Raw genomic sequence first — 24943 nt, 5'->3', positions numbered from 1 at the left:
GGAGCTCACGATGGGACGTTTCAGCCTGCCCGACCAGAAGCCCGGCGGCCTGGACTCGCCCGTGACGGCCAAGGTCATGAAGTACGGGGCGAAGGCCCAGGTGGCGGTCTTCCGGCTGACCGGCGGCCGGGTCGGCAGCACCTGGCGGATCGGGGCCGGGTTCCGCAAGCCGGTGCCGACGTTGCTGCTGGAGCACCGCGGGCGCAAGTCCGGCCGGCTGTTCACGACGCCGCTGCTCTACCTGCGGTCCGGCGCGGACGTCGTCATCGTCGGTTCCCAAGGCGGACTGCCGAAGCACCCGCAGTGGTACCGGAACCTGCTCGCGCACCCCGAGACCCGCATCCACCTCAAGGGCCGGCGCGACGTCGAGGTCACGGCTCGCGTGGCCGATCCGGCGGAACGCGCCGACCTGTGGCCACGGCTGGTGGAGCTGTACGCCGACTTCGCGAAGTACCAGGCCTGGACCGAGCGGGAGATCCCGGTCGTGGTGCTCAGCCCGCGGCCTTGAGCAGCTCGGCGAGGGCCCCCGGGAGCGCGTCGGCCAGCGGCCACAGGTCCTTGACGAGCTCGCGCGCGCCGAGCAGGCCGATGTGCACCTTGCCGGCGTTGGACAGCACGGTGACGTTCAGCCCGGCGCCGTGGAAGACCGGGCCGAGCGGGTAGAGGCCGGTGACCCGCGCGCCGAGGAAGTACAGCGGCATCGGCGGGCCGGGCACGTTGGAGATGACCAGGTTGTGCACCACCGGGTGCTTCTCGGCCAGGCGCAGCGTCGAATACGCGCGCACGGCCAGGCCGAACGCCGTCGCGGCCGAGAACTGCGCCCAGTCCTGCAGCATGTCGGCGTCGATGTCGTAGTGGTGGTCCTTCGACAGCCGGTTGGCCTCGGCGAGGAAGAACACCCGCGCGGCCGGGTCGGCCAGGTGCGTCGGCAGGGAGGCGAAGAACGCGGAAACCTTGTTGCTGCCGTGGTCGCGTTCGGTCCGGTCGTGCACCGACACCGGGACGGTCGCCACCAGCGGGTCTTCCGGCAGCTCGCCCCGGGCGTCCAGGAACTCCCGCAGCGCACCGGCGACGAGCGCGAGCACGACGTCGTTGACCGTGACGCCGTAGGCGTTCTTCACGTCCTTGACGTCGTCGAGGTCGAGCTGGGCGAACGCGACGCTGCGGTGCCCGGTGATCGTGCCGTTCAGCGACGTCCGCGGCGCGGTGAACGGGATCGGCATCCCCTTGCCGCGCAAGGCTTTCCCCAGCCACCGCGGAACGAGCTCCAGCAGGTCCGGCAGCAGCCGCGCGAGCTCGGCCGGACGCCTCGCGACGCTCTCGACACCGGAGCGGAGCAGGCCCAGCGGCGAGGGCAGCGCGGGGTTGCGCGGCTCCTCGACCTCCGGCATCGGCGCGTCGGGCTCCAGCCCGGCCAGGTAGGTGATGAGGCTGGCGCCGCTCACGCCGTCGACGCTCGCGTGGTGCATCTTCAGCAGCACGGCGATCTGGCCGTCGGCCAGTCCTTCGATGACGTACAGCTGCCAGAGCGGGCGCGCGCGGTCGAGCTGCTGCCCGGCGATGTGCGCGGCCAGCTCGGCCAGCTCGGCGCGGTCGCCGGGGGCCGGCACGCCGATGCGGTGCACGTGGTGGTCGAGGTCGAAGTCCTCGTCTTCGACCCACACGGGGTGCCCGATGTTCCAGAGCGGATTGTGCAGTTTGCGGCGGAACGCCGGAATCACCCGGACTCGTTCTTCGAGCTTTTCTTCGAGCTTCGCGAAGGTGTAGCCACCGGGGACGGTCGAGCCGTCGAGGGTGAGCAGGCCGCAGACGTGCAGGACCTGGGACGGCGTCTCGAGGTAGAGGAAGCTCGCGTCGAGGCCGCTCAGTCTCTGCATGACGATCAGCGTAAGCCACTTCCGGCGGGCGGCGCGTCACCCTACTCGCCGGTACCATCACGGTGGTGCAGCCGAATTTCCTGATCCGTCGCGCGGTCCAGCTCGGCCTCACCGCGAACGCGCTCCGCCCGTTGCGAGCCCGGTCCACGACCATCCCGGCGTTCTTCGCCGGGTGGCTGACCGGGGAGCTCGCGCCCCAGTTCCTGGCCCTGACGGCCGCGGATTCCCTGGTCCACGCGGCCCGCCACGGCGTCCGCGACCGGTCGACGCAGGCGGGCCTGGCGATGGCCGCCGCGTCCGCCGCCGGGCTCGCCGCCCTGATCCGGACGGGTCACGGCGCCCGCGAGGAGATCGAGAAGGCGCTGACCAACGCTTTGGGCGAGGACTACGCGTCCGAGCTGGGCCGCTCCGACCTGGGCCTGCCGTGGGGCGAGCTGGCGCTGCCGTTCCGGATGGGCGCGCCGGACGTGCGGGTCGACCGCAACATCGCGTACGCCCCGGGTGGCAAGCGGTTCCTGCTGGACGTCTACCGGCCTTCGTCCCCGGTGACCGGCGCGCCGGTGCTGCTGCAGGTCCACGGCGGAGCCTGGGTGATCGGCAACAAGGAGGAGCAGGGCCGGCCGCTGATGCGCTACCTCTCGCGCCGAGGCTGGGTGTGCGTCGCGATCAACTACCCGCTGTCCCCGGCCCACCGCTGGCCGGCGCACATCGTGGCGGCGAAGCAGGCGTTGGCGTGGATCCGTTCTTCGATTGCCTCCTACGGCGGCGACCCGGACTTCGTGGCGGTAACGGGCGGTTCGGCAGGCGGCCACCTGTCGGCACTGCTGGCGTTGTCGCAGAACGACCCGGCGCTGCAGCCGGAGTTCGAGGACGCGGACACGAGCGTCCAGGCATGCGTGCCGCACTACGGGGTGTACGACTTCGCGGCGACTTCGGGGTCTCGGGCGAGCCAGTACCGGCTGGAAAGCCTGATCGCGCGCCGGGTGTTCGCGGCCGATCGTGATCCGGTGCGCTACCTCGACGACTACATCGCGGCATCCCCGCTGGACCGGATTTCCTCGGAGGCACCGCCGTTTTTCGTGATTCATGGGCGGGACGACTCGCTGGTCCCGGTGCGCGAGGCGAGGGAGTTCGTGCGGCGGCTGCGGGAGAAGTCGCGGCAGCCGGTGGCTTATGCGGAGCTGGCCGGGGCTCAGCATGCGTTCGACGTGTTCACTTCCGTGCGGAGTGCGCATGTGGTGCGAGGTGTGGCACGGTTCCTGGACTTCACCTACAACGCTTGGAAGGCCGAGAACCGGTAGCGGCCATGCGGCCGGGGCACTCGACCCGCTCGTGGCGGCGGCGTTGCGCCCCAATGTGGCGTTGGTTGCGTCCAACGCACCCGATGTGGCGCGTTTGGGCTCGGCCGAACCGGCGGTCGGTCGGCGAGGCCTGCCGGGCTCGCCGCGGTCAGGGAGCCAGGCTGCCGGACTGCCGGGCGGGGCTGGTGGGTCAGTAGGCGAGGTCTAGCGGGCTTGCCGAAGGCGGGCCGTCCAGGCGCCACTCGGTGCCCTCGCGGATGAACCTGTACCAGCGGGAATCGCGGCCGTAGCGCAGCTGCAGCTCTCCCTGGGTCAGGCGGTTGCGCCAGGCCTTGGGTGTTCCCGGTAGTCCCGCCTCGGCCAGGACCACCTGTGCTTCGGCCAGTGGGCCCGGGCCCGGCTGCCACGTCTCGCGCAATGCCGCCAAGCCGCCGCGGCCGGCTTCGCGCCAGGCCTCCGCCCAGCGGACCAGGTCGCGTTCCGGCACTCCGGCCGCCGTGGACAGGGCGGCCGCCTCCGCGCCGGACCGGCCCGCCGCCCGGCGGGCGAGGTCCTCCTCGAATGTCAGCTCTGTGGCCGTCACGCCGCCCGTCAGCAGATCGCGTGCCAGGGATGCCGCGTCCGCCGCGAGGCCGGACAGTGTCGCCGCGGTCCAGCCCGTGCTCGGCGGCGGGTCGAGGTCCAGGACCGCCGGCGGCCCGGCCACCCGCGGGGGCGGTGGCAGAGCCGGGATCGCGCCCGGCCGGCGGGCGTAGGCCGCGCGCGGGGTCAGCCCCTCGTCCACGCGCTTCGGCAGCTTCGGCCGCTCGCCGCGCGCCGGGGCTCGGCGGGCCCGCAGCTCGGCCAAGATGTCCGACCGTGGGCGCCCGCGCAGCAGGAACAGCGTGAACGGGTCGCGGTCCACCTCGTCGGCGACCAGGTAGTACACCGCGGCGACGTGCTTGCACGGGTTCGCCGAGTCCGGGCACGAGCACCGCGGCCGCAGGTCGCCCGGGCCGGGCAGCAGGTCGGCGCCCGCCTCGCGAGCCTGCTCGGCGAGCGCGCCCGGCAGCTCGCCGTCGAGCAGCGCGGCCGCGTGCCCGAGCTGCGTGCCGACGACGCCGAGCAGTGTGTCCCACTCGCCGTCGGTGAAGGTGCGCATCGCGATGGTCACCTTGTACGGCTGCGGCCGGCTGCCGCGCACCCGCGCTCGCACGTCGCCGGCGGCGACGTGCAGCTCGCTGACCGTGCCCTTGCGCGCGTACGTCCGCCCGCGGGGCAGCCGGTTCGGGTCGAGCTTCGCGCGCTGCTCCAGCGCGTCGACCCAGGCGCGGCCCCACCACGTCCGGCCGAAGCTCCGCCTCGGAGGCATCACCCGCTCCCGAGCCGGACCAGGTCGGCGAGCTCGTCGTCGGAGAGTTCGGTGATCCAGTCCTCCCCCGCGCCGACGATCGACTCGGCCAGCCCGCGCTTCTTTTCGAGCACCTGCGCGATCCGCTCCTCGAGGGTGCCCTCGGCGATCAGCCGGTGGACCTGGACCGGCCGGTCCTGGCCGATGCGGTACGCGCGGTCGGTGGCCTGGTCCTCGACCGCCGGGTTCCACCAGCGGTCGTAGTGGATCACGTGGGTGGCCCGGGTCAGGTTGAGCCCGACGCCGCCCGCCTTGAGCGAGAGCAGGAACACCGGGATCTCGCCGGCCTGGAACCGGTCGACCATGTCCTGACGCTTCGCGGGCGAGCTCGCGCCGGAGAGCAGCTCGGTGGGCAGGCCCCGGTCCTTGAGGCGGCGCTCGAGCAGCCGGCAGAGCTGGACGTACTGGCTGAAGACGAGCACGCTTTCGCCCTCGTCGAGGATGACGTCCACGAGCTCTTCGAACGCGGCGAGCTTGCCGGACCGGCCGGTGAGCGCGCCGTGGGGTTCTTTGAGGAACTGGGCCGGGTGGTTGCAGATCTGCTTGAGCTCGGTGAGCAGCTGCAGGACCTGCCCGCGCCGCTTGATGCCCTGCGTCTCGCGGATTTCGGCCAGATTTTCGCGGACGACGGCTTCGTAGAGGGTGGTCTGCTCGGCGGTGAGCGGGACGAACCGGTCGGTCTCGGTCTTGGGCGGCAGCTCCGGCGCGATGTCCGGGTCGGACTTGCGGCGCCGCAGCAGGAACGGCCGGACGGTGGCGGCCAGCCGCTCGGTGACGGCCTTGTCGCGGTCGCGCTCGATCGGCCGCGCCACGGTGCGGCGGAAGCGGTCGAGCGGGCCGAGCAGCCCGGGGGTGGTCCAGTCCACAATGGACCAGAGTTCGGTCAGCCGGTTCTCGACCGGGGTGCCGGTGAGGGCGACCTTGGCGCGGGCGGGAATCTTCCGGAGTTCCTTCGCCGTGGCGGACAGCGGGTTCTTGACGTGCTGCGCCTCGTCGGCGGCGACGAGCCCCCAGTCCACTTCGGACAGGGTCTCGCGGTCGCGCCGGAGGACGCCGTAGGTGGCGAGGACGACCTCGTCGGGGCCGAGATCGTCGAGATGACGGCTGCCGCCGTGGAACCGACGGACCGGGATGTCCGGGGCGAAACGGGCGAACTCGCGTTCCCAGTTGCCGAGGAGGGAGGTCGGGCAGAGGACCAGGGTCGGGCCGCCGGTCGAGGCAGCTTGGAGTTCGGCAGGCTGGGACTCGGCGGCTTCGGCCGGGTTGGGCCGGCTGCCGGGCCGGGGCTCCGCAAGCTCCGCCAAGTGAGGATGGTCGCCGGACCCGAGCGCCGCGGAGGCTTCGGCCGGGTCGGGCAGGTCGCCCACCGGGGAGCCGATGAGCGCCTCGGCGGCTTCGGCCGACCGGGGATGGTCGCCGGAGCGAGGCTCCGCGAGCCCCGCCGGGTCAGGATGGCTGCCGGGCCGGGGCTCGGCGGGCAGCGGCAGCCCGCCGGCCACCTGAGCCGCGAGTGGCTCACCTCCGGCTGGAAGACCAGCCGGCTCACCGGCCCCGGATGGCGAACCCGCAGCCAGCGCCCGGCGGTGGAGGTGCAGGGCGATCAGCTGGATCGTCTTCCCCAGCCCCATGTCGTCGGCCAGGCACGCGCCCAACCCGAGACCGGTCATCGTGGCCAGCCAAGCCAGCCCCGCCTGCTGGTACGGCCGCAACGTCGCCTGCAGCCCCGGCGGCGGGGCCGCCAAAGCGCCCTCGCGGTCGCGGATTCGCTCGGCCAGGCCGCCCAGTACCGGGGGCGCCGCGAACTCGACGCGTTCGCCGTCCAGTTCCAGCTCGCCCGTCAGTGCCGCCGCCAGGGCCTCGCCCGCGTCGAGCTTGCGGGTGCGGCCGCGGACCCGCGCCAGCAGCTGTGGGTCCACCCGCACCCACTGGCCGCGCAGGCGGACCAGCGGGCGCTTCGCCTCCGCGAGGGCCGCCACCTCCGCCTCGGTCAGCTGCTCGCCGCCCAGGCTGAGCTGCCAGCGGAACTCCAGGAGGCTCTTCAGCGCGAACTCCGCCTCCGTGACGCTCGCCGGCGCCTGGGTCGCGCTCGCCTTCGCCTTGACCTCGCCGGCGAACAGCCCCTTCGCCCAGAGCACCTCGATGCCTGCGCCGCCGAGGTCGCGGCTGCCGTCGGTGAGCAGGTCGACGACCTCGTCGTCGGTCAGGGGCAGTTCGGCGGGCGCGGCCTGCGCCAGCACCCCGCCCAGCGGCGCCCACGCCCGCGCGCCGCGGCGCAGGCCGAGCAGCAGCTGGGTCTCCACCTGGTCGCCGAGCCGGTTCAGCACCGCGTCCGGTGCGTCCCAGAGCGTCGACGCCTCCACCACCAGGCTCGGCTCGGCCATGCTGCGCACCGCCAGGACCCCGGCGAACGAGTCGTCGTCCCGGCCCTCGACCCGCAGGAGCACCTGGACGCCGCGGGGTTCGCGGGCCTCCAGCTCGGCCAGCCACGCCGCGCCGTCCGGCCCGAGCAGGGCCGGTTCGCGTGCCGCGAACGCCGGGTCGCCCGCCCCGACCGGCGCCGCCGGGCTGCGGGCCAGCAGGTCGGCCGTCGCGTCCCAGAGCGCGCGGACCAGGGAGTCCGGCGAGTGCAGGCGGATGCGTTTCAGCCCGGTCAGCGGCAGCGCGTACGCCTCGGGCGGCAGGGCGCCGGCCAGTCCTCGCAGCAGCTCCTCGTCGGCCGCGTCCAACGGCCCGATCCGCCAGGCCGCCGCCCCGGCCGGCGAGACGGCCGGCCGCAGCCGCCCCCGCGCGACGAGGTTCACCCCGGCGTTGACGGCCGCCGACCACGCCGCGACGGCCGGGCTGGCCTCCTCCCCCACCGCGAGCAGGCGGGGCAGCGCGCGTTCGAGCGGGACGAGCTCCGCGTCCACCTTCGTCCGCGCGAACTTCCCGCCCCGGGGCAGCACGAGCTCGATCGTGGTCCCGCCGGCCACGTCGTCGCCCCACAAGGCCAGCACGCCGTCCCGCGGGGGATCCGCGGGTAAGTACGTGGCCTGGGTGTCTGCGCTGAACTCCACGACGGCAACGCTAGAACACGCCCCCGACAGTTTCGGCCCCGGCGGCACGAACGGTCCTTTCGCACCGTCTCGTCGAGCAACTGAGACAGGAAACTAGCGCGGCAGCCCCAGCAGCCGTTCCGCCGTCAGCGACCGCAGCACCTGCGTCGTGCCGCCCGCGATGGACAGGCAGCGCGTCAGCAGGAACTCCCGCTGAGCCGGACCACCGGCGACCAGTGCGCCCGCACCCGCCAGCTCCAGGGCGAACTCCGCGACGTCCTGCCGGTGCTGCACCCCGAGCAGCTTCCGCACGCTCGACTCCGCGCCCGGATCCTGCCCCTCCAGCCGGCGCAGGGCCGCCCGCAGGTCCAACACCGAACCCGCCATCCCGAAGGCCACCAGCGAGCCGAGCCGGTCCAAAGCCACGTCGTCCAGCGAAGCAGCGTCCACAGTGGACATCAGCGACTGCACGCTCTCCCCCACCGCGGACCCGCCCCCGAGGGCCACCCGCTCGTTGGCCAGCGTCGTGCGCGCCAGCCGCCAGCCCCCTCCCGGCGTCCCGACGACGTCGGCGTCCGGGACGAACACGTCGTCGAGGAACACCTCGTTGAAGACGGCCTCCCCGGTGATCTCCCGCAGCGGCCGCGTCGTGATGCCCGCGGCGCGCATGTCCACCAGGAAGTACGTGATCCCCTTGTGCTTGGGCACGGCCGGGTCGGTGCGCGCGAGGCAGATGCCCCAGTCGGCTTCGCGCGCCAAAGACGTCCACACCTTCTGCCCGGTCAGCCGCCAGCCGCCGTCGACGCGCCGCGCCACCGTCCGCAGCGCCGCCAGGTCGGACCCGGCGCCCGGCTCGCTGAACAGCTGGCACCACGTGATCTCCCCGCGCAACGTCGGCCGCGCGAACCGGGAGCGCTGCTCGTCGCTGCCGTGCTCGAGGATCGTCGGCACCGCCCACGCGCCGATCACCAGGTCCGGGCGGCGGACGCCGGCGGCCGCCAGCGCGCCGTCGATCCGCAGCTGCTCCGCGGCGTCGGCACCGAGCCCGAACGGCTTCGGCCAGTGCGGCGTCAGCAACCCCGCGTCGGCCAAAGCGACTCGCTGCGAAGACACGGGCAGCGCGGCGATCCTGGCCACCTCGGCGCGCAAGGCGGGGTCCTCACCGACGTCGACGCCCAAGGTCCGTTCGGTCCCGGCGAGAGCCAGCGAAGCCGCTTGACGCCTCCACGGCCCGGAGCCGCCGAGCCACTGCCGCAACGCCACGGCCCGGCGCAGGTAGAGGTGCGCGTCGTGCTCCCAGGTGAACCCGATGCCGCCGAGGATCTGGACGCAGTCCTTCGCGTTGGCGACGGCGGCGTCGAGGGCGACGGCGGCCGCGCTCGCCACCGACAGCGGGTGCCGCCCGGAAGCTGCGTCCCAGGCCAGCGCTTCGGCCGCTTCGGCGCGACACAGCATCTCCGCGCACAGGTGCTTGATCGCCTGGAACCCGCCGATGGGCTTGCCGAACTGCTCGCGGACCTTGGCGTAGTCGACGGCGATGGTCAGGCAGCGACGCGCGACGCCCGCCGCTTCGGCCGCGGCCAGCGTCGCAGCCAGCGGCTCGACCGGCGGCAGGGTCAGGATTTCGGCCCCGACCCCGGAGTACCGGACACGCGCCAGCGGGCGCGAGAAGTCGAACGGCGTCAGCGGCTCCACGGTCAGCCCGGGTGTCCCCGGCCCGAGCAGCACGTGGCCGCCGTCGACCGGCACCACCAGCCAGGACTCGGGTGTGGCGCCCGGCACCGGCCCGGAGACACCGTCGACGAGCGGGTCCAGCAGCACCGCGACCGTGGCCTCCCCCTCCGCGACGACCGCGAGCAGCTCCTTCGCCGAAGGGATCTCGGTGAGCAGCAGGCCCGCCAAAGCGGTGCCGAGCACCGGACCGGGAACGAGTTCTTCAGCCGCCGCGGCCAGCCCGGCGGCCAGATCCGCGACGGTGCCGTCGGCGCCGCCGACGGCCGCGGGCAAGGCCACGCCGAACAAGCCCAGGTCGGCGAAACTCGCGGGAACCCCGGCAGCAGCACTGGTTTCCGCCGCTCGCACCGCCTCTCGCGGGTGGTGCGCGGCGGACCAGGCGCGGATGGCCTCGGCCAGCGCGGCCTGTTCCTCGGTGAGCGCGACCGGCATGGGCCCTCCTCGCGGTGCGGGACACTACTCGCGAGTGTAGAACGTGTTACAGTTTTTCGGCCAGTGGGTCATTTGTTGAACGTTTCGCCAGGACAGGTACTCTACGTCGTGAACTGGAACAAGTTCCGAAGGACGGGGGGATGCCGATGCCCGGCAAAGCCAAAGCGCCGGCGAAGGCACGCGGGAACGGTCTGAGCGCGATCGGCGCGGACGAGCTCGGCTCGGCCGCCCAGCGCGACCGCCGCCGCCGGATCATCGACGCCACCCTCGCGCTGGCCTCGAAAGGCGGCTATGACGCGGTCCAGATGCGGGCCGTCGCCGAGAAGGCGGACGTCGCCCTCGGCACGCTCTACCGGTACTTCCCGTCGAAGATCCACCTGCTCGTCTCGGGTCTCGCGCGCGAGTTCGAACGCGCCCAGGAGAAGCTGGAACGCCAGGCCATCCCCGGTGAGACGCCGGCCGAGCGGCTGATGTTCGTGCTCGGCCGCAACACCCGGCTGATGCAGCGCGACCCGCACCTGACCGAGGCGATGGTCCGCGCGTTCATGTTCGCCGACACGTCCGCCGCCGCCGAGGTCGAGCAGGTCGGCCGGCTGATGGAGAACATGTTCGCCCAGGCGATGGGCATCACCGACCCGGCCGAGGCCGACCGTGACATCTTCCACGTCGTCGCGGACGTCTGGATGGCGAACCTGGTGGCGTGGGTGACCCGCCGCGCGTCGGCGGCCGACGTCGCCAACCGCCTCGAGCTGTCGGTGCACCTACTGCTGGACAAGTGATCCCGGCGGCGGCGGTCGCCAAGGCGCACAGCCGGCTGCACCGCGCGCTCGAACCGCTGACCGACGAGCAGGTGCGCGAACCGTCGCCGCTGCCCGGCTGGACGCGCGGGCACGTACTGGCCCACGTCACCGACGCCGGGCGCGCGCTCGCCGACCTGGTCGAGAACGCCCTGCGCGGCGTGCTCGTCCCGCTCTACGACCCGAAGACGCACGACCGCGACGGCATCATCGAGGCGACCGCGGGCCAGACGGCCGAGGAGCACCGGCGGGACCTGCTCCGGCACTCCGTGCGCCTGGAAGACGCGTGGGCCCGCGTCACGGACTGGGACCAGACCGTGGACTACCGCGACGGCAAGCTGTCCAGCACGGTCTTCGCGCGCTGGCGCGAGGTCTGGATCCACGCCGTCGACCTCGACGTCGGCATCGGCCTCGCCGACTGGCCCGCCGGCTTCTGCGGCCACGCCGTGGACTTCCTCCAGGATCGTCTGCCGGACGGCGTGACGGCCCGCGCCGGGGACCTCCGCTGGGGCGCCGGCGAAGGCGGAACCGAAGTCACCGGGTCCGTGCGCGAGCTCGCCGCGTGGCTGTCCGGGCGGGCCGCCGGCACCGGCCTGACCGGCGACCTCCCGGACCTGGGCCCGTGGCCCGTCAGCGGTGCGCGGCGACCACCCCGGCCAGCTCGTCCAGCGCCTTGAGCGCCTCGGCCTCGGGCAGCGTCTCCAGGAGGAACGTGTAGCGCTCGACGCCCGCCTCGCGGAAGCCGTCGATCACCTTGCCCTTGGTGTCGCCGCCGAAGACGGCGAACTCGATGTCCGGACGCCCCTGGTCGGCGAGCCAGCCACGGACGCGCTTGGCCTCGTCGAAGTGTGTGTGGCCGCGAAGCAGCCAGCCGTCGCCGTAGCGAACGAGACGGTTCAGCGCCGCTTCGCTCTCGCCGCCGATGTAGATCGGCGGGTGCGGCTTGCGCACCGGCTTCGGCCAGGCGTAGATCGGGTCGAAGTCGACGTGCTCGCCGTGGAACTCGGCCTCGTCCTTCGTCCAGATCTCCTTGAGCGCGGCCAGCTGCTCGTCGATCAACGCGCCGCGGGTCTTCGGGTCGGTGCCGTGGTTGCGCATCTCCTCGCGGTTCCAGCCGACGCCGACCCCGAACAGCGCGCGCCCGTCGGAGACCAGGTCGAGCGACGCGACCTCCTTGGCGGTGTGGATCAGGTCGCGCTGGATCAGCAGCGCGATGCCGGTGCCGAGCAGCAGCTCCGACGTCGCGGTGGCCGCGGCGGTGAGCGCCACGAACGGGTCGAGCGTGCGTTTGTACTTCTCCGGCAGGTCACCCCCGCCCGGGTACGGGCTTTCCCGGCTGACGGGGATGTGCGAGTGCTCGGCCAGGAACAGCGAGTCGAAGCCGCGTTCCTCCAGCGCCGCGCCCAGCACGTCCGGCCGGATGCCCTCGTCGGTCACGAACGTCGAGATCCCGAATTTCATAGTCAACGACTACCACCAGGTTGACAGGCGGTGCAGGATGGAGTCATCTCATCATCTGTTGAATAAGGGGGTAGTCATGGACATCCAGGACGTCGACTTCGAAGAGTTGTACCAGGGCGGAACGCCGATGGGCCGGAAGATGCCGTGGGACATCGGCGCTCCGCAGCCGGTCGTCGTCGCACTGGCCGACGCCGGCGAGTTCACCGGCGAGGTGCTCGACATCGGCTGCGGCCTCGGCGACAACTCGGCGTTCCTCGCCTCGCGCGGCCTGCGCGTGACCGGCCTGGACGGCGCGCCCTCGGCGATCGAACTGGCCCGCGCCCGCACGCCGGACGTCACCTTCGCGGTGGCCGACGCGACGAAGCTCGAAGGCTACGAAGGCCGCTTCGAGACGGTCCTCGACAGCGCGCTCTACCACTGTCTGACCGAGGACGACCGGCATCAGTACCTCGCTGCCCTGACGCGCGCGACGCGGCCGGGCGCGCGGCTGCACCTGTTCGCCTTCTCCCCCGAAGTGCCGGACGCTTTCCCGGCGCCGTACCTGATCACCGAGGCCAACCTGCGGGAGACGGTCGGGAAGGACTGGACGATCGAGCGGCTCGAGCCGACGCTCTACACGACGTCGATGACCACGGAAGAGCTGAAGCAGAGCGTCCGGACGATGCTGAACGCGGACCCGGCCGGCCTGGACCGGCTGGGCACCGACGAGGACGGCCGCGTGCTCGTCCCGGTCTGGCAGCTCAAGGCCGTGCGTCAATCGAGTTGACCCGGGGCGGCCGCTCGTCGACAGTGATCACTCGTGGACACTCCGGCCGACTACCCGTGCCCCTGCTGTGGGCACCACACGTTCGAGAAGCCTCCCGGCAGCCACGATATCTGCCGGGTGTGCTTCTGGGAGGACGACGACATCCAGCTGCGGTGGCCGGACCGGGCCGGCGGGGCGAACTCCCTCACGCTGGTCGACTCCCAGCGCGCCTACGCCGAGATGGGTGCGATGGAGTACCGCTTCACCGGGCTCGTGCGCATGGCGACCCCGGATGAACCGCTCGACGACGGCTGGCGTCCCATCGACCTCGACCTCGACGACTTCGAGTCCATGGACCACCCCCACCGCGCACCGTGGCCGGCCGACCCGACGGTGCTCTACTGGTGGCGGCCGACCTTCTGGCGCCGCCGCTAGACGTTGCGGCGGTACTGCCCGCCGACCTCGAAGAACGCCTCCGTGATCTGGCCCAGCGAGCACACCCGCGCGGCATCCATCAGCACCCCGAACAGGTTGCCGCCGCGGGTGGCCGCTTCGCGCAACGCCTTCAGTGCTTGCTGGGCCTCTTCGTGGTGGCGGTGCTGGAAGTCCGCCAGCCGGTCCAGCTGGGACTTCTTCTCGTCCTCCGTCGCGCGCGCCAGCTCGACCTCGACGTCGTCCTCGCCCGCGCGCGGGTTGCGGAACGTGTTGACGCCGACGATCGGCAGCGAGCCGTCGTGCTTCTTGCGCTCGTACAGGATCGACTCGTCCTGGATCTTGCCGCGCTGGTAGCCCGTCTCCATCGCGCCGAGCACGCCGCCGCGCTCGGAGATCCGGTCGAACTCGGCCAGTACGGCCTCCTCGACCAGTTCGGTCAGCTCGTCGATGACGAACGAGCCCTGCAGCGGGTTCTCGTTCTTCGACAGGCCCCACTCCTTGTTGATGATCATCTGGATGGCCATCGCGCGGCGCACCGACGACTCCGACGGCGTCGTGATCGCCTCGTCGAACGCGTTGGTGTGCAAGGAGTTCGCGTTGTCGTACAGCGCGCAGAGCGCCTGCAGCGTGGTGCGGATGTCGTTGAAGCTCATCTCCTGCGCGTGCAGCGACCGCCCGGACGTCTGCACGTGGTACTTGAGCTTCTGCGACCGCTCGTTGGCGCCGTAGCGCTCGCGCATGGCCACGGCCCAAATCCGCCGGGCCACCCGGCCGAGCACCGAGTACTCCGCGTCCATGCCGTTGGAGAAGAAGAACGACAGGTTCGGCGCGAAGTCGTCGATGTCCATGCCGCGCGCGAGGTACGACTCGACGTAGGTGAAGCCGTTGGACAGCGTGAAAGCCAGCTGCGAGATCGGGTTCGCCCCGGCCTCGGCGATGTGGTAGCCGGAGATGGACACCGAGTAGAAGTTGCGGACGCCGTGCTCGATGAACCACTCCTGGATGTCGGCCATCATCCGGAGGCTGAACTCGGTGGAGAAGATGCAGGTGTTCTGGCCCTGGTCCTCCTTGAGGATGTCGGCCTGGACCGTGCCGCGCACGTTCTTCAAAGCCCACTCGCGCAGCTCGACGGCCTCGGCTTCGGACGGCTCGCGGTCGTGCTCGGCCCGGAACTCCGTGACCTTCTGGTCGATCGCGGTGTTGAGGAAGAAGGCCAGGATCGTCGGCGCCGGGCCGTTGATCGTCATCGACACCGACGTGTTCGGCGCGGTCAGGTCGAAGCCGTCGTAGAGGACCTTCATGTCCTCGAGCGAGGCGATGGACACGCCGGACGTGCCGACCTTGCCGTAGATGTCCGGGCGGGTGTGCGGGTCGTGGCCGTACAGCGTCACCGAGTCGAACGCGGTCGAGAGCCGCTTCGCCTCCGAGTCGGCCGACAGCATCTTGAAGCGGCGGTTCGTGCGGAACGCGTCACCCTCGCCGGCGAACATCCGCGCCGGGTCCTCCCCTTCGCGCTTGAACGGGAAAACACCGGCCGTATAAGGGAAGTATCCGGGCAGGTGCTCGCGGCGCAGGAACGACAGCAGCTCGCCGGACTCGGCGTAGCGGGGCAGGGCGACGCGCGGGATCCGGTTGCCGGACAGCGTGTCGCGCCACAGCTGCGTGCGCAGCTCCTTGTCGCGGATCTTGACGACGAGCTCGTCCTGGCGATACTCCTCCGACAGCGCCTGGAAGCGCTCGAGGAGCTTTGTCGACTCACCGTCCACAGCGGACTCCGCGGTGGCGAGCAGCCCGTCCAGCGCGTCGGTCGACGCGTCCACCTTGGACAGTTCCGTCTTGGCCAGTGCCAGGGCCTCGCGCTTGCGGATGGCGGCGACCTGCTGCGCGGTCTTCGCGTGGTAGCCGCGCAGGGTCTCGGAGATCTCCGCCAGGTAGCGGGACCGGTTGCCCGGGATGATCGTCGAGGCGTCGGTCGAGACCTTGCCCTCGACCTGCGGCAGCGTGCCGGCCGAGACGGTCAGCCCGCGCTCGGTGAGCAGCCCGCGCAGGTGCTGGTAGAGCGCGGTGACGCCGTCGTCGTTGAACTTCGCCGCGCTCGTGCCGTACACCGGCATGTCTTCGGGGCCCTGCGAGAAGGCCTCGCGGTTGCGCACCAGCTGGCGCGCGACGTCGCGGCGGGCGTCCTCGGCGCCGCGGCGCTCGAACTTGTTGATCGCGACGACGTCGGCGAAGTCGAGCATGTCGATCTTCTCCAGCTGCGACGCGGCGCCGAACTCCGGCGTCATCACGTACAGCGAGTCGTCCACGAAGTCGACGATGCCGGCGTCGCCCTGGCCGATGCCCGGCGTCTCGACGATCACCAGGTCGTACCCGGCGGCCTTGCACGCCTGGATCGCCTCGCTCAGCCCGGCCGGGATCTCGCCGGACGTCGTGCGCGTCGCGAGCGAGCGGAAGTACACCGGGGAGCCGTCGAGGCAGTTCATCCGGATGCGGTCGCCGAGCAGCGCGCCGCCGCCCTTGCGCCGCGACGGGTCGACGGCGAGCACCGCGATCCGCAGCTTGTCCTCCTGGTCGAGGCGGAAGCGGCGGATCAGCTCGTCGGTGAGCGACGACTTGCCCGAGCCGCCGGTGCCGGTGATGCCCAGCACCGGTACCTCCCGCTTGCCCGCGGCCTCGGTGATCCCGCTCAGCAGGTCGCCGGGCAGCTGCTCCGCCTGCAGCTGCGTGATGACGCGCGAGAGCGCGGCGACGTCGCCGGAGAGCACCTTGTCCAGCGCCGGGGCTTCGGCGGCGAGATCGACGTCGCAGGCCTTGATCATCATGTTGATCATGCCCGGCAGGCCCATCTCGTAGCCGTCTTCGGGCGAGAAGATGCGGGCGACGCCACGCGAGTGCAGCAGGTCGATCTCCTCGCGCACGATCACCCCGCCCCCGCCGCCGAAGACCTTGATGTGGCCGGCGCCGCGCTCGCGCAGCAGCTCGACCAGGTAGGAGAAGTACTCGACGTGCCCGCCCTGGTAAGCAGAGATGGCGACACCCTGGACGTCCTCGGCGATGGCCGCGGTGGCCACCTCGTCGACCGACCGGTTGTGGCCGAGGTGCACGACCTCCGCGCCCTGCGACTGCAGGATCCGCCGCATGATGTTGATCGACGCGTCGTGACCGTCGAAGAGGCTCGACGCCGTGACGAACCGGACGGGGTGCGCGGGGCGGTACAGCTCACTGCTCATCCCTCCAGAATACTTTGACTTCCTACTATCGGAAACCCGAGGACCCGTGACGCGGATCTCAGGGGTCGCCCGGGGGAACTTGACATCGGCCAGCTCGGCGCTATGTTTAACAGATCCGTTAATTAACAAGGTGCTGAAATGACAAACGACCAGCTGAGCCGGACGTTCTCGGCCCTCGCCGACCCGACCCGGCGCGCCATCCTCGCCCGGCTGTCGACCGGCGAAGCCACGGTGAACGAGCTCGCCGAGCCGTTCACGATGAGCCTGCCCGCGGTTTCGCGGCACCTGAAGGTGCTCGAACAGGCCGGGTTGATCACCCGCGGCCGCACCCGTCAGTGGCGGCCCTGCCGGCTGGAGGCGAAACCCCTGGAAGACGTCGCCGACTGGGTCGCGACCTACCGCCGCTTCTGGGACGGCGGGTTCGACCGCCTCGAAGAGCACCTGAGGAGCTTGACCGGCGATGCCTGACCTCACCATCACGCGCGTGTTCGACGCGCCCCGCGAGCTCGTGTTCGCCGCCTGGAGCGAGCCCGACCAGCTGGCGAGCTGGTTCGGGCCGCACGGCTTCACCTGTTGCGCCGTCACCCTCGACCCGCGCCCCGGCGGCCGCTGGCGGGCCTGCATCCGCTCCCCCGAAGGCGACGAGCACTGGATGCACGGCGTCTACCGCGAGGTCAGCGCGCCCGGCCGGCTCGCGTTCACCTTCGCCTGGGAGTCCCAGGGGCTCGAGACGCTCGTGGCGATCGATTTCGCCGACCTCGACGGCAAGACCGAGATGACCTTCGCCCAGACCGGCTTCCCGGCCGCCGCCGAACGCGACGGCCACCACGAGGGCTGGACCTCCAGCTTCGACGACCTGACCGGCTTCATCCGAGGAAAGGACGACCGATGACCGCCACCCTGCCCGAGATCGTCTCGCCGGAGGACTGGCAGGCCGCGCGCGACGCGCTGCTGGTCAAGGAGAAGGAGCACATGAAGGCGGCCGACCGGCTCGCCGCCGAGCGCCGCCGGCTGCCGATGGTCCGCTTCGACGCGAAGTACCCCTTCGAGAGCGCGACGGGGACCGTCAGCCTGCTCGACCTGTTCGAGGGCCGCCGTCAGCTGATCGTCTACCACTTCATGCTGCACCCCGGCGACGAGGCGGGCTGCCCCGGCTGTTCCCTGCTCGTCGACAACATGCCGCACCTGGCGCACCTGCACGCCCGCGACGTCACGCTCAAGATCGTCGCGCCGGCGACCCTGCCGGAGATCGAGCGGTACCGGGCGCGGATGGGCTGGGACGTGCCGTGGGTGTCCGCGCACGGCACCGGGTTCACCGAGGACTGCGGGGTCGGGACAGGGTTCGGCGTGAGCGTGTTCCTGCGCGACGGCGACGACGTCCACCGGACCTACTTCACCTCCGGCCGGGGCGGCGAGATGTTCCTGGCCTCCCACCGCTACCTCGACGTCACGCCGCTGGGGCGTCAGGAGGCGTGGGAAGAGGAGAGCCGCGGCGAAGACTCGCCGGGCTCCTGGTGGCGCCGCCACGACGAGTACTGAGGACTTTCCGGCGGCCGTGTCCGGTCGGCGGCCGCGGTTCCGACCTCCAGGGTCAGCACCCTTCCGGAGGAGACGGAATGCGCGAGATCGTCCACATGGTCCACACATCGTTCGATGGCTGCGTCGAAGGCCCGGACGGCGAGTTCGACTGGCCGGTGATGGGCGCGGAGCTGTCCGGCTACTCGCGCGAGCTGAGCGCGCGGTACGGCGAGTTCGCCTACGGCCGGAAGGTCTGGGACATGATGTCGGCCTTCTGGCCGGCCGCTCGCCGAGACGGTGGCGGCGTTGAAGGCCGAACCGGGCAAGGACGTGCTCCTCATGGGCGGCGCGGAGCTGGCCGCATCGCTGACCGCGCAGGGCCTGATCGAGGAGTACCTGGTGTTCGTCCACCCGGTGATCCTGGGCGGCACGAAACGCCCGTTCGCCGAAGGCACGGCGCGGCTCGGGCTGGAGCTGGTCGAGTCGCGCACGTTCGACGGACGGGTCGTGCTGCTGCGGCTGCGGCGCGCGTGAGCGTCGCCGGGCCCGGGGCTGCCCCGGGCCCTGACGGCCTCAGCGGCTCTTGGCCGCCCGCAGCGCGATCCACTGGCGCATCGCGTACTCGACCAGCGTGATCAGCGTCTGCTTCGTCGACTCGCGGTCCCGGGCGTCACAGCGGACGATCGGGATGTTCGGGTCGATCGACAGGGCCTCGCGCACGTCGTTGATGTCGTGCTCCAGCACGCCGTCGAACGTGTTGACGCCGACGATGTAGGGCAGGCCCCGGTCTTCGAAGAAGTCGATCGGGGCGAACGAGTCGGCCAGCCGGCGGGTGTCCGCCAGTACGACCGCGCCGATCGCGCCGCGGACCAGGTCGTCCCACATGAACCAGAAGCGCTGCTGCCCGGGCGTGCCGAACAGGTACAGGATCAGGTCCGCGTCCAGCGACACCCGGCCGAAGTCCATCGCCACCGTGGTGGTCGACTTGCCCGGAGTGTGATCGAGGTTGTCGACGCCGACGCTCGCGTCGGTCATCATCGCCTCGGTGGTGAGCGGCACGATCTCCGAAACCGACCCGACGAAGGTCGTCTTCCCCGCACCGAAACCGCCAGCCACCACGATCTTGGCGGATGTCATGGTCGGGGGCGCGGTGTCCCGCGGTGCCTTAAAGCCGACGGAGTCCACTCAAAACCCTTTCCATCAACACCAGATGTGCCTCGGCGCCGTCATTGCCCGTAATCGTCTTGTGCACCGTGACCAGCCCGGCGTCGGCCGCGTCGCTGATCAGCACCCGGGCCACGCCCAAAGGCACCCGCAAGGCCGACACGATCTCGGCGACCGAACGGGGGGTCCGGCACTCTTCCATGATCGAGATGCACTCGATCTGCTCCGCGGCGACTTCGGGGAAGCCACCGGTGGCAGCGTAGTCCTTCGCGGAGACCAGTGTCTCCAGCTCCAGGGCGTAGTTCGCCCGGGTGCGGCCGCCGGTCAAAGCGTACGGCCGGACGATCGCCGTCTGATCCTCGGGCGCCAGGGGCTGTTCGAACACCGCCGGCATGAGGAACTCGCCGCTGGGCGGGCCCGGGTCGAACAAACCGCCTGGCCTGGGGCTGTCCCCGTCGGTACTGCCGGGTGGAGAGACTAAAGAGGTCACGTGATCTCCATGGTCGGCCGACGGCGCGAACGCCGGCGGTTCCGCGGCCGCGTGCGCACCGGCGGCCGGGGGTGGCGGGGACTCCTTGCTCTTCTTGCGCTTCCGGCGGGCACGGCCGGAATCCAGGGTGAACCCGTTGAGGACGTCGGCGAACGTGCCGTCGTCCTCTCGCCCGGGGGGCCGCTGCCCCTCGGGTGGTTCGCCGCCGAATCCGGACCCCGTGCTCATCGCGCCATCATCCCACCGGTTCGCCGATCAGCGACCCACCCGAGCCCTGGAGCTGGGCGCGCAGCTCCGGGGTCAGGATCTGGCCGACCCGGTCGACGAGCATCGTCATCTCGTAGGCGACCTGGCCGATGTCGCAGTTCGGGGCGGCGAGCACGGCGAGGCAGGACCCGTCGCTGATCGACATCAGCACCATGATCCCCAGCTCCATCTCGACGACGGTCTCGTTGACCGCCCCCGCCTCGAAGCACCGGGCGGCGCCCTGGGTGAGGCTGACCAGGCCCGAGGCGACCGCGGCGAGCTGGTCGGCGCGGTCGAGCGGCAGCCGGTTCGAGGCACTCAGCAGGAGGCCGTCCGCCGAGACGACCACGGCGTGGGCCACGCCGGGCACACGCTCCGCGAAGTCGTTGATCAGCCAGCCGAACTGGTTCTGCGGCGGCTGTGCGCTACTCGGCGAGGTCATTCACCCTCCAGTGTCTCGTGGTTGGTCTCGGCCCGCGCGGTGCGGTGGCGGCCGCGCTCGATGCCCTGCTGGAAGCTTCGCAGGCGGCCGCGCACGTCGTGTGCGTCCCGTTGTGGTCGGGGGGCCGTGGCCCCGGTGGGCGGTCCGGCGCTGCCCGGGAGCAGCTGCTCCCCGCGACGGCGCCGGGGCAATCCTGCCGAAGTGAAGGTGGCAGGTGCCGACTGGGACACGGCTTGCACCGCCCGCCAGCCCTCATCGGTACCGAAGTTCCACTCGGCGGTGGCCTCGACGGCGCTCTCTTCCCGCCGCGGGACCGGGGTTTCCGGCGAGCCGCCCCGGCGCGACGGCAGCACCGACGGCGCCCCGGCGGGCCGGCCGGCGCCGTCCAGCGCGCCCGGGAAGGCCGGAGGCTGGTCGTCCGGCTCGCCGGGCGGCTCCGGTGCGGGCTGCTGCAGAGCGCTGGGCTGCGGCGCGGGCGACGGCCGACGCGACGGCCGTGGCTGCCGGCTCGGCAGCGGGCCGGGCTCCTGGTGAGCGGCCGGCTCACCGGGCTCCGGTGACGCCGGCGGCCGGCGGTCGCCAGGCTGCTCGGGGGCTTCCTGCTCGCTGGGCTGGTGTGGTGCGTGGGGCTGCCCTGCCGCTTCCTGCCGCGGCTGGGGCAGAGCGTCGTGCCGCGCCGGGGCATCGGGCTCGCGGAGCTGATGCGCGGCGCGGGACTGCGCGGCCGCCTCCTGCCCCGGCTGGTGCAAGGCGTCGGGCTGCGCCGGGGCATCCGGCTCGCGGAGCTGATGCGCGGCGCGGGACTGCGCGGCTGCCTCCTGCCCCGGCTGGTGCAGGGCGTCGGGCTGCGCTGCCCCCTCCCGCTGGGGCAAGGCGTCGGGCTGCGCCGGAGCATCTTCGCCCGGCTGGTGCACGGCATTGGGTTGCCCTGAGGCGCCCGGCTCGCCGGGCTGGTGCGGGGCGTCGGGCTGCGCTGCCCCCTCCCGCTCCTGCTGGTGCGGAGCGCTGGGCTGCGCAGGGGCATCCTGCCCAGGCTGGTGCAGGGCGTCGGGCTGCGCTGAGGTGCCCTGCTCGCCGGGCTGGTGAAGGGCGTTGGGCCGGCCTGCGGGCGCTTGCCCCGGCTGCGGCAGCCGGTTCGGCTGTCCTGGGGCCGCGGGTGCCTGCCCCGGTCCGTTCGGCTGGAACATGTCCGGCTGCGGGTCCCGCCGGCTCGGCTGCGGCAGCCCGTTCGGCTGGAACGCGCCCGGCTGCTGCGCGGGCCCAGCTCCTTGCTGTCCCCGCCGCGGCAGGCCGTTCGGCTGGACCGGTGCCCCGGGCGCGGCCTGCTGCGTGCCCGGCTGGCGCAGGGCGTCCGGCTCGAGCCGCCGGGCGAAGGACTGCTGCTGAGGAGCGGCCTCCGGCGCCTGCGACGAGGCATCCGGCTCAGGAGCCTGCCGCTGGGTGTTCGGCTGGAACGCGGACCCCGGCTGCCCGGCGGACGTCCCGCCGGTCCCCTGCTGGGCCGCGCCCGGCTGACCCGGCGTCTGCGGGTTCGCCGCTGCCCGGCGCGCCTGCTGGCGGCCGCGGGTCACACCCTGCTGGAAGCTGCTCAACCGCCCGCGTACGTCCGCCGGGTCGCGGACCGGCAGGTCGGGGCGGGCCGGGGCCGGGGTCGCGGGGGCCGCCGGGATCGGGGTCGCGCTGCCCGGCATGAGCTGCTCGCCGCGGCGGCGGCGGGGCAGCCCTGCCTCGGTGAACGCCGTGGGCTCCACCTTCGTGACGGCCTGGACCGTGCGGAAGTTCTCGTCGCTCGCGAAGTCCCAGCTGCGTGCTTCCCGCGGCTCGGCGGCCGGCTTCTCCGGAGCCGCTTCTTCCGTGGCGGCCGGCTCTTCCGCGGCGGCGGCCGGCTTCTCGGCGGGCTTGTCCTCGCGGAACCACGCTGAGAGCATCTCGTCGAAGATCGGCGTCGTCTCCGAGAGGTCCGGAGCCGCGGCCGGGGCCGGGGTGGGCGCCGGCGCCGGCTTCGCGGTCGCCTGGTTCCACCAGTCGCTGAGCGTCGTCTCGTTGGCGGAGAACAGGTCCTTGCCCGCCGGCAGGACACCGGATCGGGGCGGGTCCGGCACCGGCAGGACCGCGGGCAGCGTCGGGTGCTGCGGCGGGGCCTGGTCGTCCTTCGGCAACGGCGCGAACAGCTCCGTCCCGGAGATCTCCAGGTCCGACGGCGGCCGGACGCCGGCCGGTCCGTGGCCGTTCGACAGCCCGGCGAGGTCGCTCGCCGACGGCCAGCGCTCCTCCCCCATCGGCGGCTGCTGCGGGACCAGCGGCCGCGGCCGGGAGTTGCCGTTGACCTGACGGCGCGGCAGCGGGTTGCCCACCGGGTGCGGCCGCGGCCCGCCGATCGGGCCGGTCAGCGGGCCGTCGGTCACCGGCATCACCAGCTCGGGCGGGACGACGACCGTGGCGCGGACGCCGACGATGTCCTTGCCGCCGTGCAGCGACACCCCGATCCGGTGCCGGCTGGCCAGCCGGCCGACGACGAACAGGCCCATCCGGCGCGACGTCGCCAGGTCGACGGACCCGGCTTCGGTCAGCCGGGTGTTCGCCTCGGCGACCTCGACCTCGTTCATGCCGATGCCCTTGTCGAGGATGTCGACGTTCAGCGAGCCGTCGTCGCCCAGCCGCGATGCCACCGTCACCGACGTCTCCGGCGCGGAGAACGCGGTCGCGTTGTCCAGCAGCTCGGCGACCAGGCGCATCAGGTCGCTCGCGGCGTAGCCGACGATCCGCGCCGGGGGCGGCGCCTGGACCTGGACCCGCTGGTACTGCTCGATCTCCGACACCGCGGCGCGGAGCATGTCGGTGGTGCCGACCGGCTTGCCGGACCGGCGGCCCGGCTCGGCGCCGGAGAGCACCATCAGGTTCTCGTTGTTGCGCCGCATCCGGGTGGCGAGGTGGTCGAGCTGGAACAGCGTGGCCAGCTGGTCGGCGTCCTCCTCGTCCCGCTCCAGCTGCTCGATCAGCTGCAGCTGCCGCTGCACCAGGCTCTGGCTGCGCCGCGACAGGTTGACGAAGACGCTGCCGAAGCCGGTGCGCATCGCGGCCTGCTCGGTCGCCAGCCGCAGTGCCTGGTGGTGCACCTTGTCGAACGCCCGGGCGACCTCGCCGACCTCGTCTTCGGTCCGCACCGGCACCGGCACGACGTCCGTGCCCTGCGCGCGGCCCTCCTGGATGTTGCGGACCGCTTCGGGCAGCGCGGTCTCGGCGACGTCGAGGGCGCTGCGCCGCAGTGCTTTCAGCGAGCGCAGCAGCTGGCGGGTGATGAGGAAGACGACCGCGACCGCGAGCACCATCGCCGCGAAGAGCAGGACCGCGAGCAGGCCCGCGCCGCTGCTGGCCTCGTCGACCAGCTGGGTCGAGGTGGCCGACGCCGCCGCGCCGAGCCGGTCGGCGACCTGGCCGATCTGCTTCCGCATCGCCGAGGAGGCGGTGGCCCAGTCGGTCGCCGACAGGGTGCGGAAGGCGTCGTCCACCGCGGTGCCCGGCGCGTTCAGCACGGACTCGACCATCCGGGCCCGGCTCTGCGCCTGCGTGCCCTCGGCGATCGCCGCGAAGTCGCGCTGCAGCGTGTCGCCCGCCGCGGAGCGGAAGTCGATGAGCCGGTCGGCCAGCCGCAGCTCGGCGGCGCGCAGCGTGGCCAGCTCGCTCGGCGAGAGCGCGGACCGGGCGATGCCGTAGGACACCAGCGCCTGGCTGACCGACACCTGCTCGCCCGCGACAAGCAGCTCGTGCAGCCCGGCGGGCGTGCCGCCGAGGGTGCCGTCGCCGGCGCCCGCGGTGGCCGCGGTGTCGAGGCCGATCAGCGAACCGGTGGTCCCGGAGTAGGAGTTGACGGCCTGGGCCGGGTCGAGCTGGCCGCCGTCGACCTGGCGGCGGAGGAAGCCGAGGTTGTTGACCTGCGCGGTGGCCGCGCCGGCGGCCCCGGCCACGCCGGGCTCCACTTCGGACGCGCGGGCCTGCGCCGCGGTGAACGGGCCGACCGCGGCGTCGGTGGCCTTGCGGGCCGCGGCCAGCTCCGGCGTGCCGCCGACGGTGCCGTCGGTCAGCATCGCCGCGGTGACCGTGCGCTCCTGCTGCAGCGCGGCGGTGAGCGCCCGCGTCTGGCCGCCGAGCGTGACGAGCCGGTCGAGCCGCTGGTAGTCGTCCGCGCGGCCGACCTGGCCGGCGATCGTCGTGATGCCGAGCACCAGCGCGAGGACGATCGGGACGACGGTGACGGCCGAAAGCTTGACGGGCAGGCTCCAGTCGCGCCAGCGCACGAGGGCGCGCCACGCGTCCTTGCCCTTGGACCGCCGGGGCGCTCGGCCGAGCAGCTCCCCCACGGGCACCTGACCTTCTCCTGCAACGGTCACGTGAGTGACTCCCTGTCCGGCGTCATGGATCCGCGTCGGCGGCGCGGCGTCCCGGCTCGCGGCGGGCCGCCGGACGGTCGTGCCGTCCGCGCCGTGCCGCGTCCCCGGTGGCCTCGCTCGTCCCCGGCCGCCCTGCCGGCCACGCGCGCGTCGCCGGGCAGGCACCATCCCGATGGTCCCGCCGTCCCGTGCAAGGGACAGTGCACGTGCACGGCGCAACTTGCGTTCTGCACGGTCGTCGAGATCAACTTTATCGGT

Annotated in this window: 20 protein-coding genes; 10 read left to right on the top strand and 10 right to left on the bottom strand. The window is 72.4% G+C overall.

Annotated elements, in window-relative coordinates:
* The first annotated feature begins 10 nt into the window (after positions 1-10).
* Positions 11-508, top strand: coding sequence for a nitroreductase family deazaflavin-dependent oxidoreductase (locus tag AB0C38_RS29260; protein WP_360679232.1), 498 nt, complete (start codon positions 11-13; stop codon positions 506-508).
* Here the strand turns inward: AB0C38_RS29260 and AB0C38_RS29255 are convergent.
* A complete protein-coding gene (locus AB0C38_RS29255) occupies positions 492-1877 on the bottom strand; it encodes a wax ester/triacylglycerol synthase family O-acyltransferase (protein ID WP_360679229.1) in 1386 nt (461 codons plus the stop codon). The genes AB0C38_RS29260 and AB0C38_RS29255 overlap by 17 nt on opposite strands.
* 65 nt (positions 1878-1942) lie before the next feature.
* Between AB0C38_RS29255 and AB0C38_RS29250 the strand changes: the two genes are divergently transcribed.
* A complete protein-coding gene (locus tag AB0C38_RS29250) occupies positions 1943-3178 on the top strand; it encodes an alpha/beta hydrolase (RefSeq protein ID WP_360679226.1) in 1236 nt (411 codons plus the stop codon).
* A gap of 190 nt (positions 3179-3368) precedes the next feature.
* On the opposite strand, the gene AB0C38_RS29245 is transcribed toward AB0C38_RS29250, so the two are convergent.
* The 3 genes from AB0C38_RS29245 to AB0C38_RS29235 all read right to left on the bottom strand — a co-directional run bounded on the left by AB0C38_RS29245 (position 3369) and on the right by AB0C38_RS29235 (position 9769).
* On the bottom strand, positions 3369-4529 hold the full coding sequence (locus tag AB0C38_RS29245; protein ID WP_360679223.1) for an SWIM zinc finger family protein: 1161 nt from the start codon (positions 4527-4529) through the stop codon (positions 3369-3371).
* Positions 4529-7624: an SNF2-related protein gene (locus tag AB0C38_RS29240; protein WP_360679220.1), complete on the bottom strand. Its 3096-nt coding sequence runs from the start codon at positions 7622-7624 to the stop codon at positions 4529-4531. Before AB0C38_RS29240 ends, AB0C38_RS29245 begins: the two co-directional genes overlap by 1 nt.
* A gap of 93 nt (positions 7625-7717) precedes the next feature.
* Entirely contained in the window at positions 7718-9769 is a 2052-nt protein-coding gene (locus AB0C38_RS29235; protein ID WP_360679218.1) for an acyl-CoA dehydrogenase, read from the bottom strand.
* Positions 9770-9909: 140 nt separating this feature from the next.
* Between AB0C38_RS29235 and kstR the strand changes: the two genes are divergently transcribed.
* Both kstR and AB0C38_RS29225 read left to right on the top strand, forming a co-directional pair.
* Entirely contained in the window at positions 9910-10548 is a 639-nt protein-coding gene (kstR, locus tag AB0C38_RS29230; protein WP_360679215.1) for a cholesterol catabolism transcriptional regulator KstR, read from the top strand.
* Entirely contained in the window at positions 10545-11243 is a 699-nt protein-coding gene (locus AB0C38_RS29225) for a maleylpyruvate isomerase family mycothiol-dependent enzyme (RefSeq protein ID WP_360679212.1), read from the top strand. Before kstR ends, AB0C38_RS29225 begins: the two co-directional genes overlap by 4 nt.
* On the opposite strand, the gene AB0C38_RS29220 is transcribed toward AB0C38_RS29225, so the two are convergent.
* Positions 11197-12027, bottom strand: a complete 831-nt coding sequence (locus AB0C38_RS29220; RefSeq protein WP_360679209.1) for an LLM class F420-dependent oxidoreductase — start codon at positions 12025-12027, stop codon at positions 11197-11199. The two genes, AB0C38_RS29225 and AB0C38_RS29220, sit on opposite strands and share 47 nt — an antisense overlap.
* Before the next feature lie 76 nt (positions 12028-12103).
* Between AB0C38_RS29220 and AB0C38_RS29215 the strand changes: the two genes are divergently transcribed.
* A complete protein-coding gene (locus tag AB0C38_RS29215; RefSeq protein ID WP_360679207.1) occupies positions 12104-12793 on the top strand; it encodes a class I SAM-dependent methyltransferase in 690 nt (229 codons plus the stop codon).
* Positions 12794-12826: 33 nt separating this feature from the next.
* Positions 12827-13207, top strand: coding sequence for a CPCC family cysteine-rich protein (locus tag AB0C38_RS29210; RefSeq protein ID WP_360679204.1), 381 nt, complete (start codon positions 12827-12829; stop codon positions 13205-13207).
* On the opposite strand, the gene icmF is transcribed toward AB0C38_RS29210, so the two are convergent.
* Positions 13204-16437: a fused isobutyryl-CoA mutase/GTPase IcmF gene (icmF, locus tag AB0C38_RS29205; RefSeq protein WP_360679201.1), complete on the bottom strand. Its 3234-nt coding sequence runs from the start codon at positions 16435-16437 to the stop codon at positions 13204-13206. The two genes, AB0C38_RS29210 and icmF, sit on opposite strands and share 4 nt — an antisense overlap.
* A 138-nt stretch (positions 16438-16575) precedes the next feature.
* Between icmF and AB0C38_RS29200 the strand changes: the two genes are divergently transcribed.
* The 4 genes from AB0C38_RS29200 (at position 16576) to AB0C38_RS29185 (ending at position 18489) form a co-directional block, all read left to right on the top strand.
* Entirely contained in the window at positions 16576-16905 is a 330-nt protein-coding gene (locus tag AB0C38_RS29200; protein WP_360679198.1) for a metalloregulator ArsR/SmtB family transcription factor, read from the top strand.
* Positions 16898-17329: an SRPBCC domain-containing protein gene (locus AB0C38_RS29195; protein ID WP_360679196.1), complete on the top strand. Its 432-nt coding sequence runs from the start codon at positions 16898-16900 to the stop codon at positions 17327-17329. Before AB0C38_RS29200 ends, AB0C38_RS29195 begins: the two co-directional genes overlap by 8 nt.
* The gene (locus tag AB0C38_RS29190; RefSeq protein ID WP_360679193.1) at positions 17326-17976 is read left to right on the top strand and encodes a DUF899 domain-containing protein; all 651 of its coding nucleotides are present in this window, start codon (positions 17326-17328) and stop codon (positions 17974-17976) included. Before AB0C38_RS29195 ends, AB0C38_RS29190 begins: the two co-directional genes overlap by 4 nt.
* 285 nt (positions 17977-18261) lie before the next feature.
* Positions 18262-18489 (top strand): dihydrofolate reductase family protein, encoded by a 228-nt coding sequence (locus tag AB0C38_RS29185; protein WP_360679190.1) that lies wholly within the window; start codon positions 18262-18264, stop codon positions 18487-18489.
* A 39-nt stretch (positions 18490-18528) separates the two neighbouring features.
* Here the strand turns inward: AB0C38_RS29185 and AB0C38_RS29180 are convergent, their stop codons facing one another.
* Genes AB0C38_RS29180 through AB0C38_RS29165 form a run of 4 tightly spaced genes read right to left on the bottom strand, consistent with a single transcriptional unit; the run spans position 18529 to position 24661 of the window.
* Positions 18529-19092, bottom strand: a complete 564-nt coding sequence (locus tag AB0C38_RS29180) for an ATP/GTP-binding protein (protein ID WP_155542172.1) — start codon at positions 19090-19092, stop codon at positions 18529-18531.
* 28 nt (positions 19093-19120) lie between these two features.
* On the bottom strand, positions 19121-19837 hold the full coding sequence (locus AB0C38_RS29175) for a DUF742 domain-containing protein (RefSeq protein WP_360679187.1): 717 nt from the start codon (positions 19835-19837) through the stop codon (positions 19121-19123).
* 7 nt (positions 19838-19844) lie between these two features.
* A complete protein-coding gene (locus AB0C38_RS29170; protein WP_155542171.1) occupies positions 19845-20297 on the bottom strand; it encodes a roadblock/LC7 domain-containing protein in 453 nt (150 codons plus the stop codon).
* Entirely contained in the window at positions 20294-24661 is a 4368-nt protein-coding gene (locus AB0C38_RS29165) for a nitrate- and nitrite sensing domain-containing protein (protein ID WP_360679522.1), read from the bottom strand. Before AB0C38_RS29165 ends, AB0C38_RS29170 begins: the two co-directional genes overlap by 4 nt.
* Between the last annotated feature and the right edge of the window lie 282 nt (positions 24662-24943).

The sequence above is a fragment of the Amycolatopsis sp. NPDC048633 genome, from assembly GCF_040650695.1.
Taxonomy (GTDB): Bacteria; Actinomycetota; Actinomycetes; order Mycobacteriales; family Pseudonocardiaceae; genus Amycolatopsis.
Note: the sequence above shows the minus strand (reverse complement) of the source record. Positions and strands in the feature narration are given on the sequence as shown.

Excerpts from the sequence above, each read along its gene's own strand:
- AB0C38_RS29260 (WP_360679232.1), top strand. The coding sequence starts at position 11 with ATGGGACGTTTCAGCCTGCCCGACCAGAAGCCCGGCGGCCTGGACTCG.
- AB0C38_RS29255 (WP_360679229.1), bottom strand. The coding sequence starts at position 1,877 with ATGCAGAGACTGAGCGGCCTCGACGCGAGCTTCCTCTACCTCGAGACG.
- AB0C38_RS29245 (WP_360679223.1), bottom strand. The coding sequence starts at position 4,529 with ATGCCTCCGAGGCGGAGCTTCGGCCGGACGTGGTGGGGCCGCGCCTGG.
- AB0C38_RS29235 (WP_360679218.1), bottom strand. The coding sequence starts at position 9,769 with ATGCCGGTCGCGCTCACCGAGGAACAGGCCGCGCTGGCCGAGGCCATC.
- kstR (WP_360679215.1), top strand. The coding sequence starts at position 9,910 with ATGCCGATGCCCGGCAAAGCCAAAGCGCCGGCGAAGGCACGCGGGAAC.
- AB0C38_RS29220 (WP_360679209.1), bottom strand. The coding sequence starts at position 12,027 with ATGAAATTCGGGATCTCGACGTTCGTGACCGACGAGGGCATCCGGCCG.
- AB0C38_RS29215 (WP_360679207.1), top strand. The coding sequence starts at position 12,104 with ATGGACATCCAGGACGTCGACTTCGAAGAGTTGTACCAGGGCGGAACG.
- icmF (WP_360679201.1), bottom strand. The coding sequence starts at position 16,437 with ATGAGCAGTGAGCTGTACCGCCCCGCGCACCCCGTCCGGTTCGTCACG.
- AB0C38_RS29200 (WP_360679198.1), top strand. The coding sequence starts at position 16,576 with ATGACAAACGACCAGCTGAGCCGGACGTTCTCGGCCCTCGCCGACCCG.
- AB0C38_RS29195 (WP_360679196.1), top strand. The coding sequence starts at position 16,898 with ATGCCTGACCTCACCATCACGCGCGTGTTCGACGCGCCCCGCGAGCTC.
- AB0C38_RS29190 (WP_360679193.1), top strand. The coding sequence starts at position 17,326 with ATGACCGCCACCCTGCCCGAGATCGTCTCGCCGGAGGACTGGCAGGCC.
- AB0C38_RS29180 (WP_155542172.1), bottom strand. The coding sequence starts at position 19,092 with ATGACATCCGCCAAGATCGTGGTGGCTGGCGGTTTCGGTGCGGGGAAG.
- AB0C38_RS29175 (WP_360679187.1), bottom strand. The coding sequence starts at position 19,837 with ATGAGCACGGGGTCCGGATTCGGCGGCGAACCACCCGAGGGGCAGCGG.
- AB0C38_RS29170 (WP_155542171.1), bottom strand. The coding sequence starts at position 20,297 with ATGACCTCGCCGAGTAGCGCACAGCCGCCGCAGAACCAGTTCGGCTGG.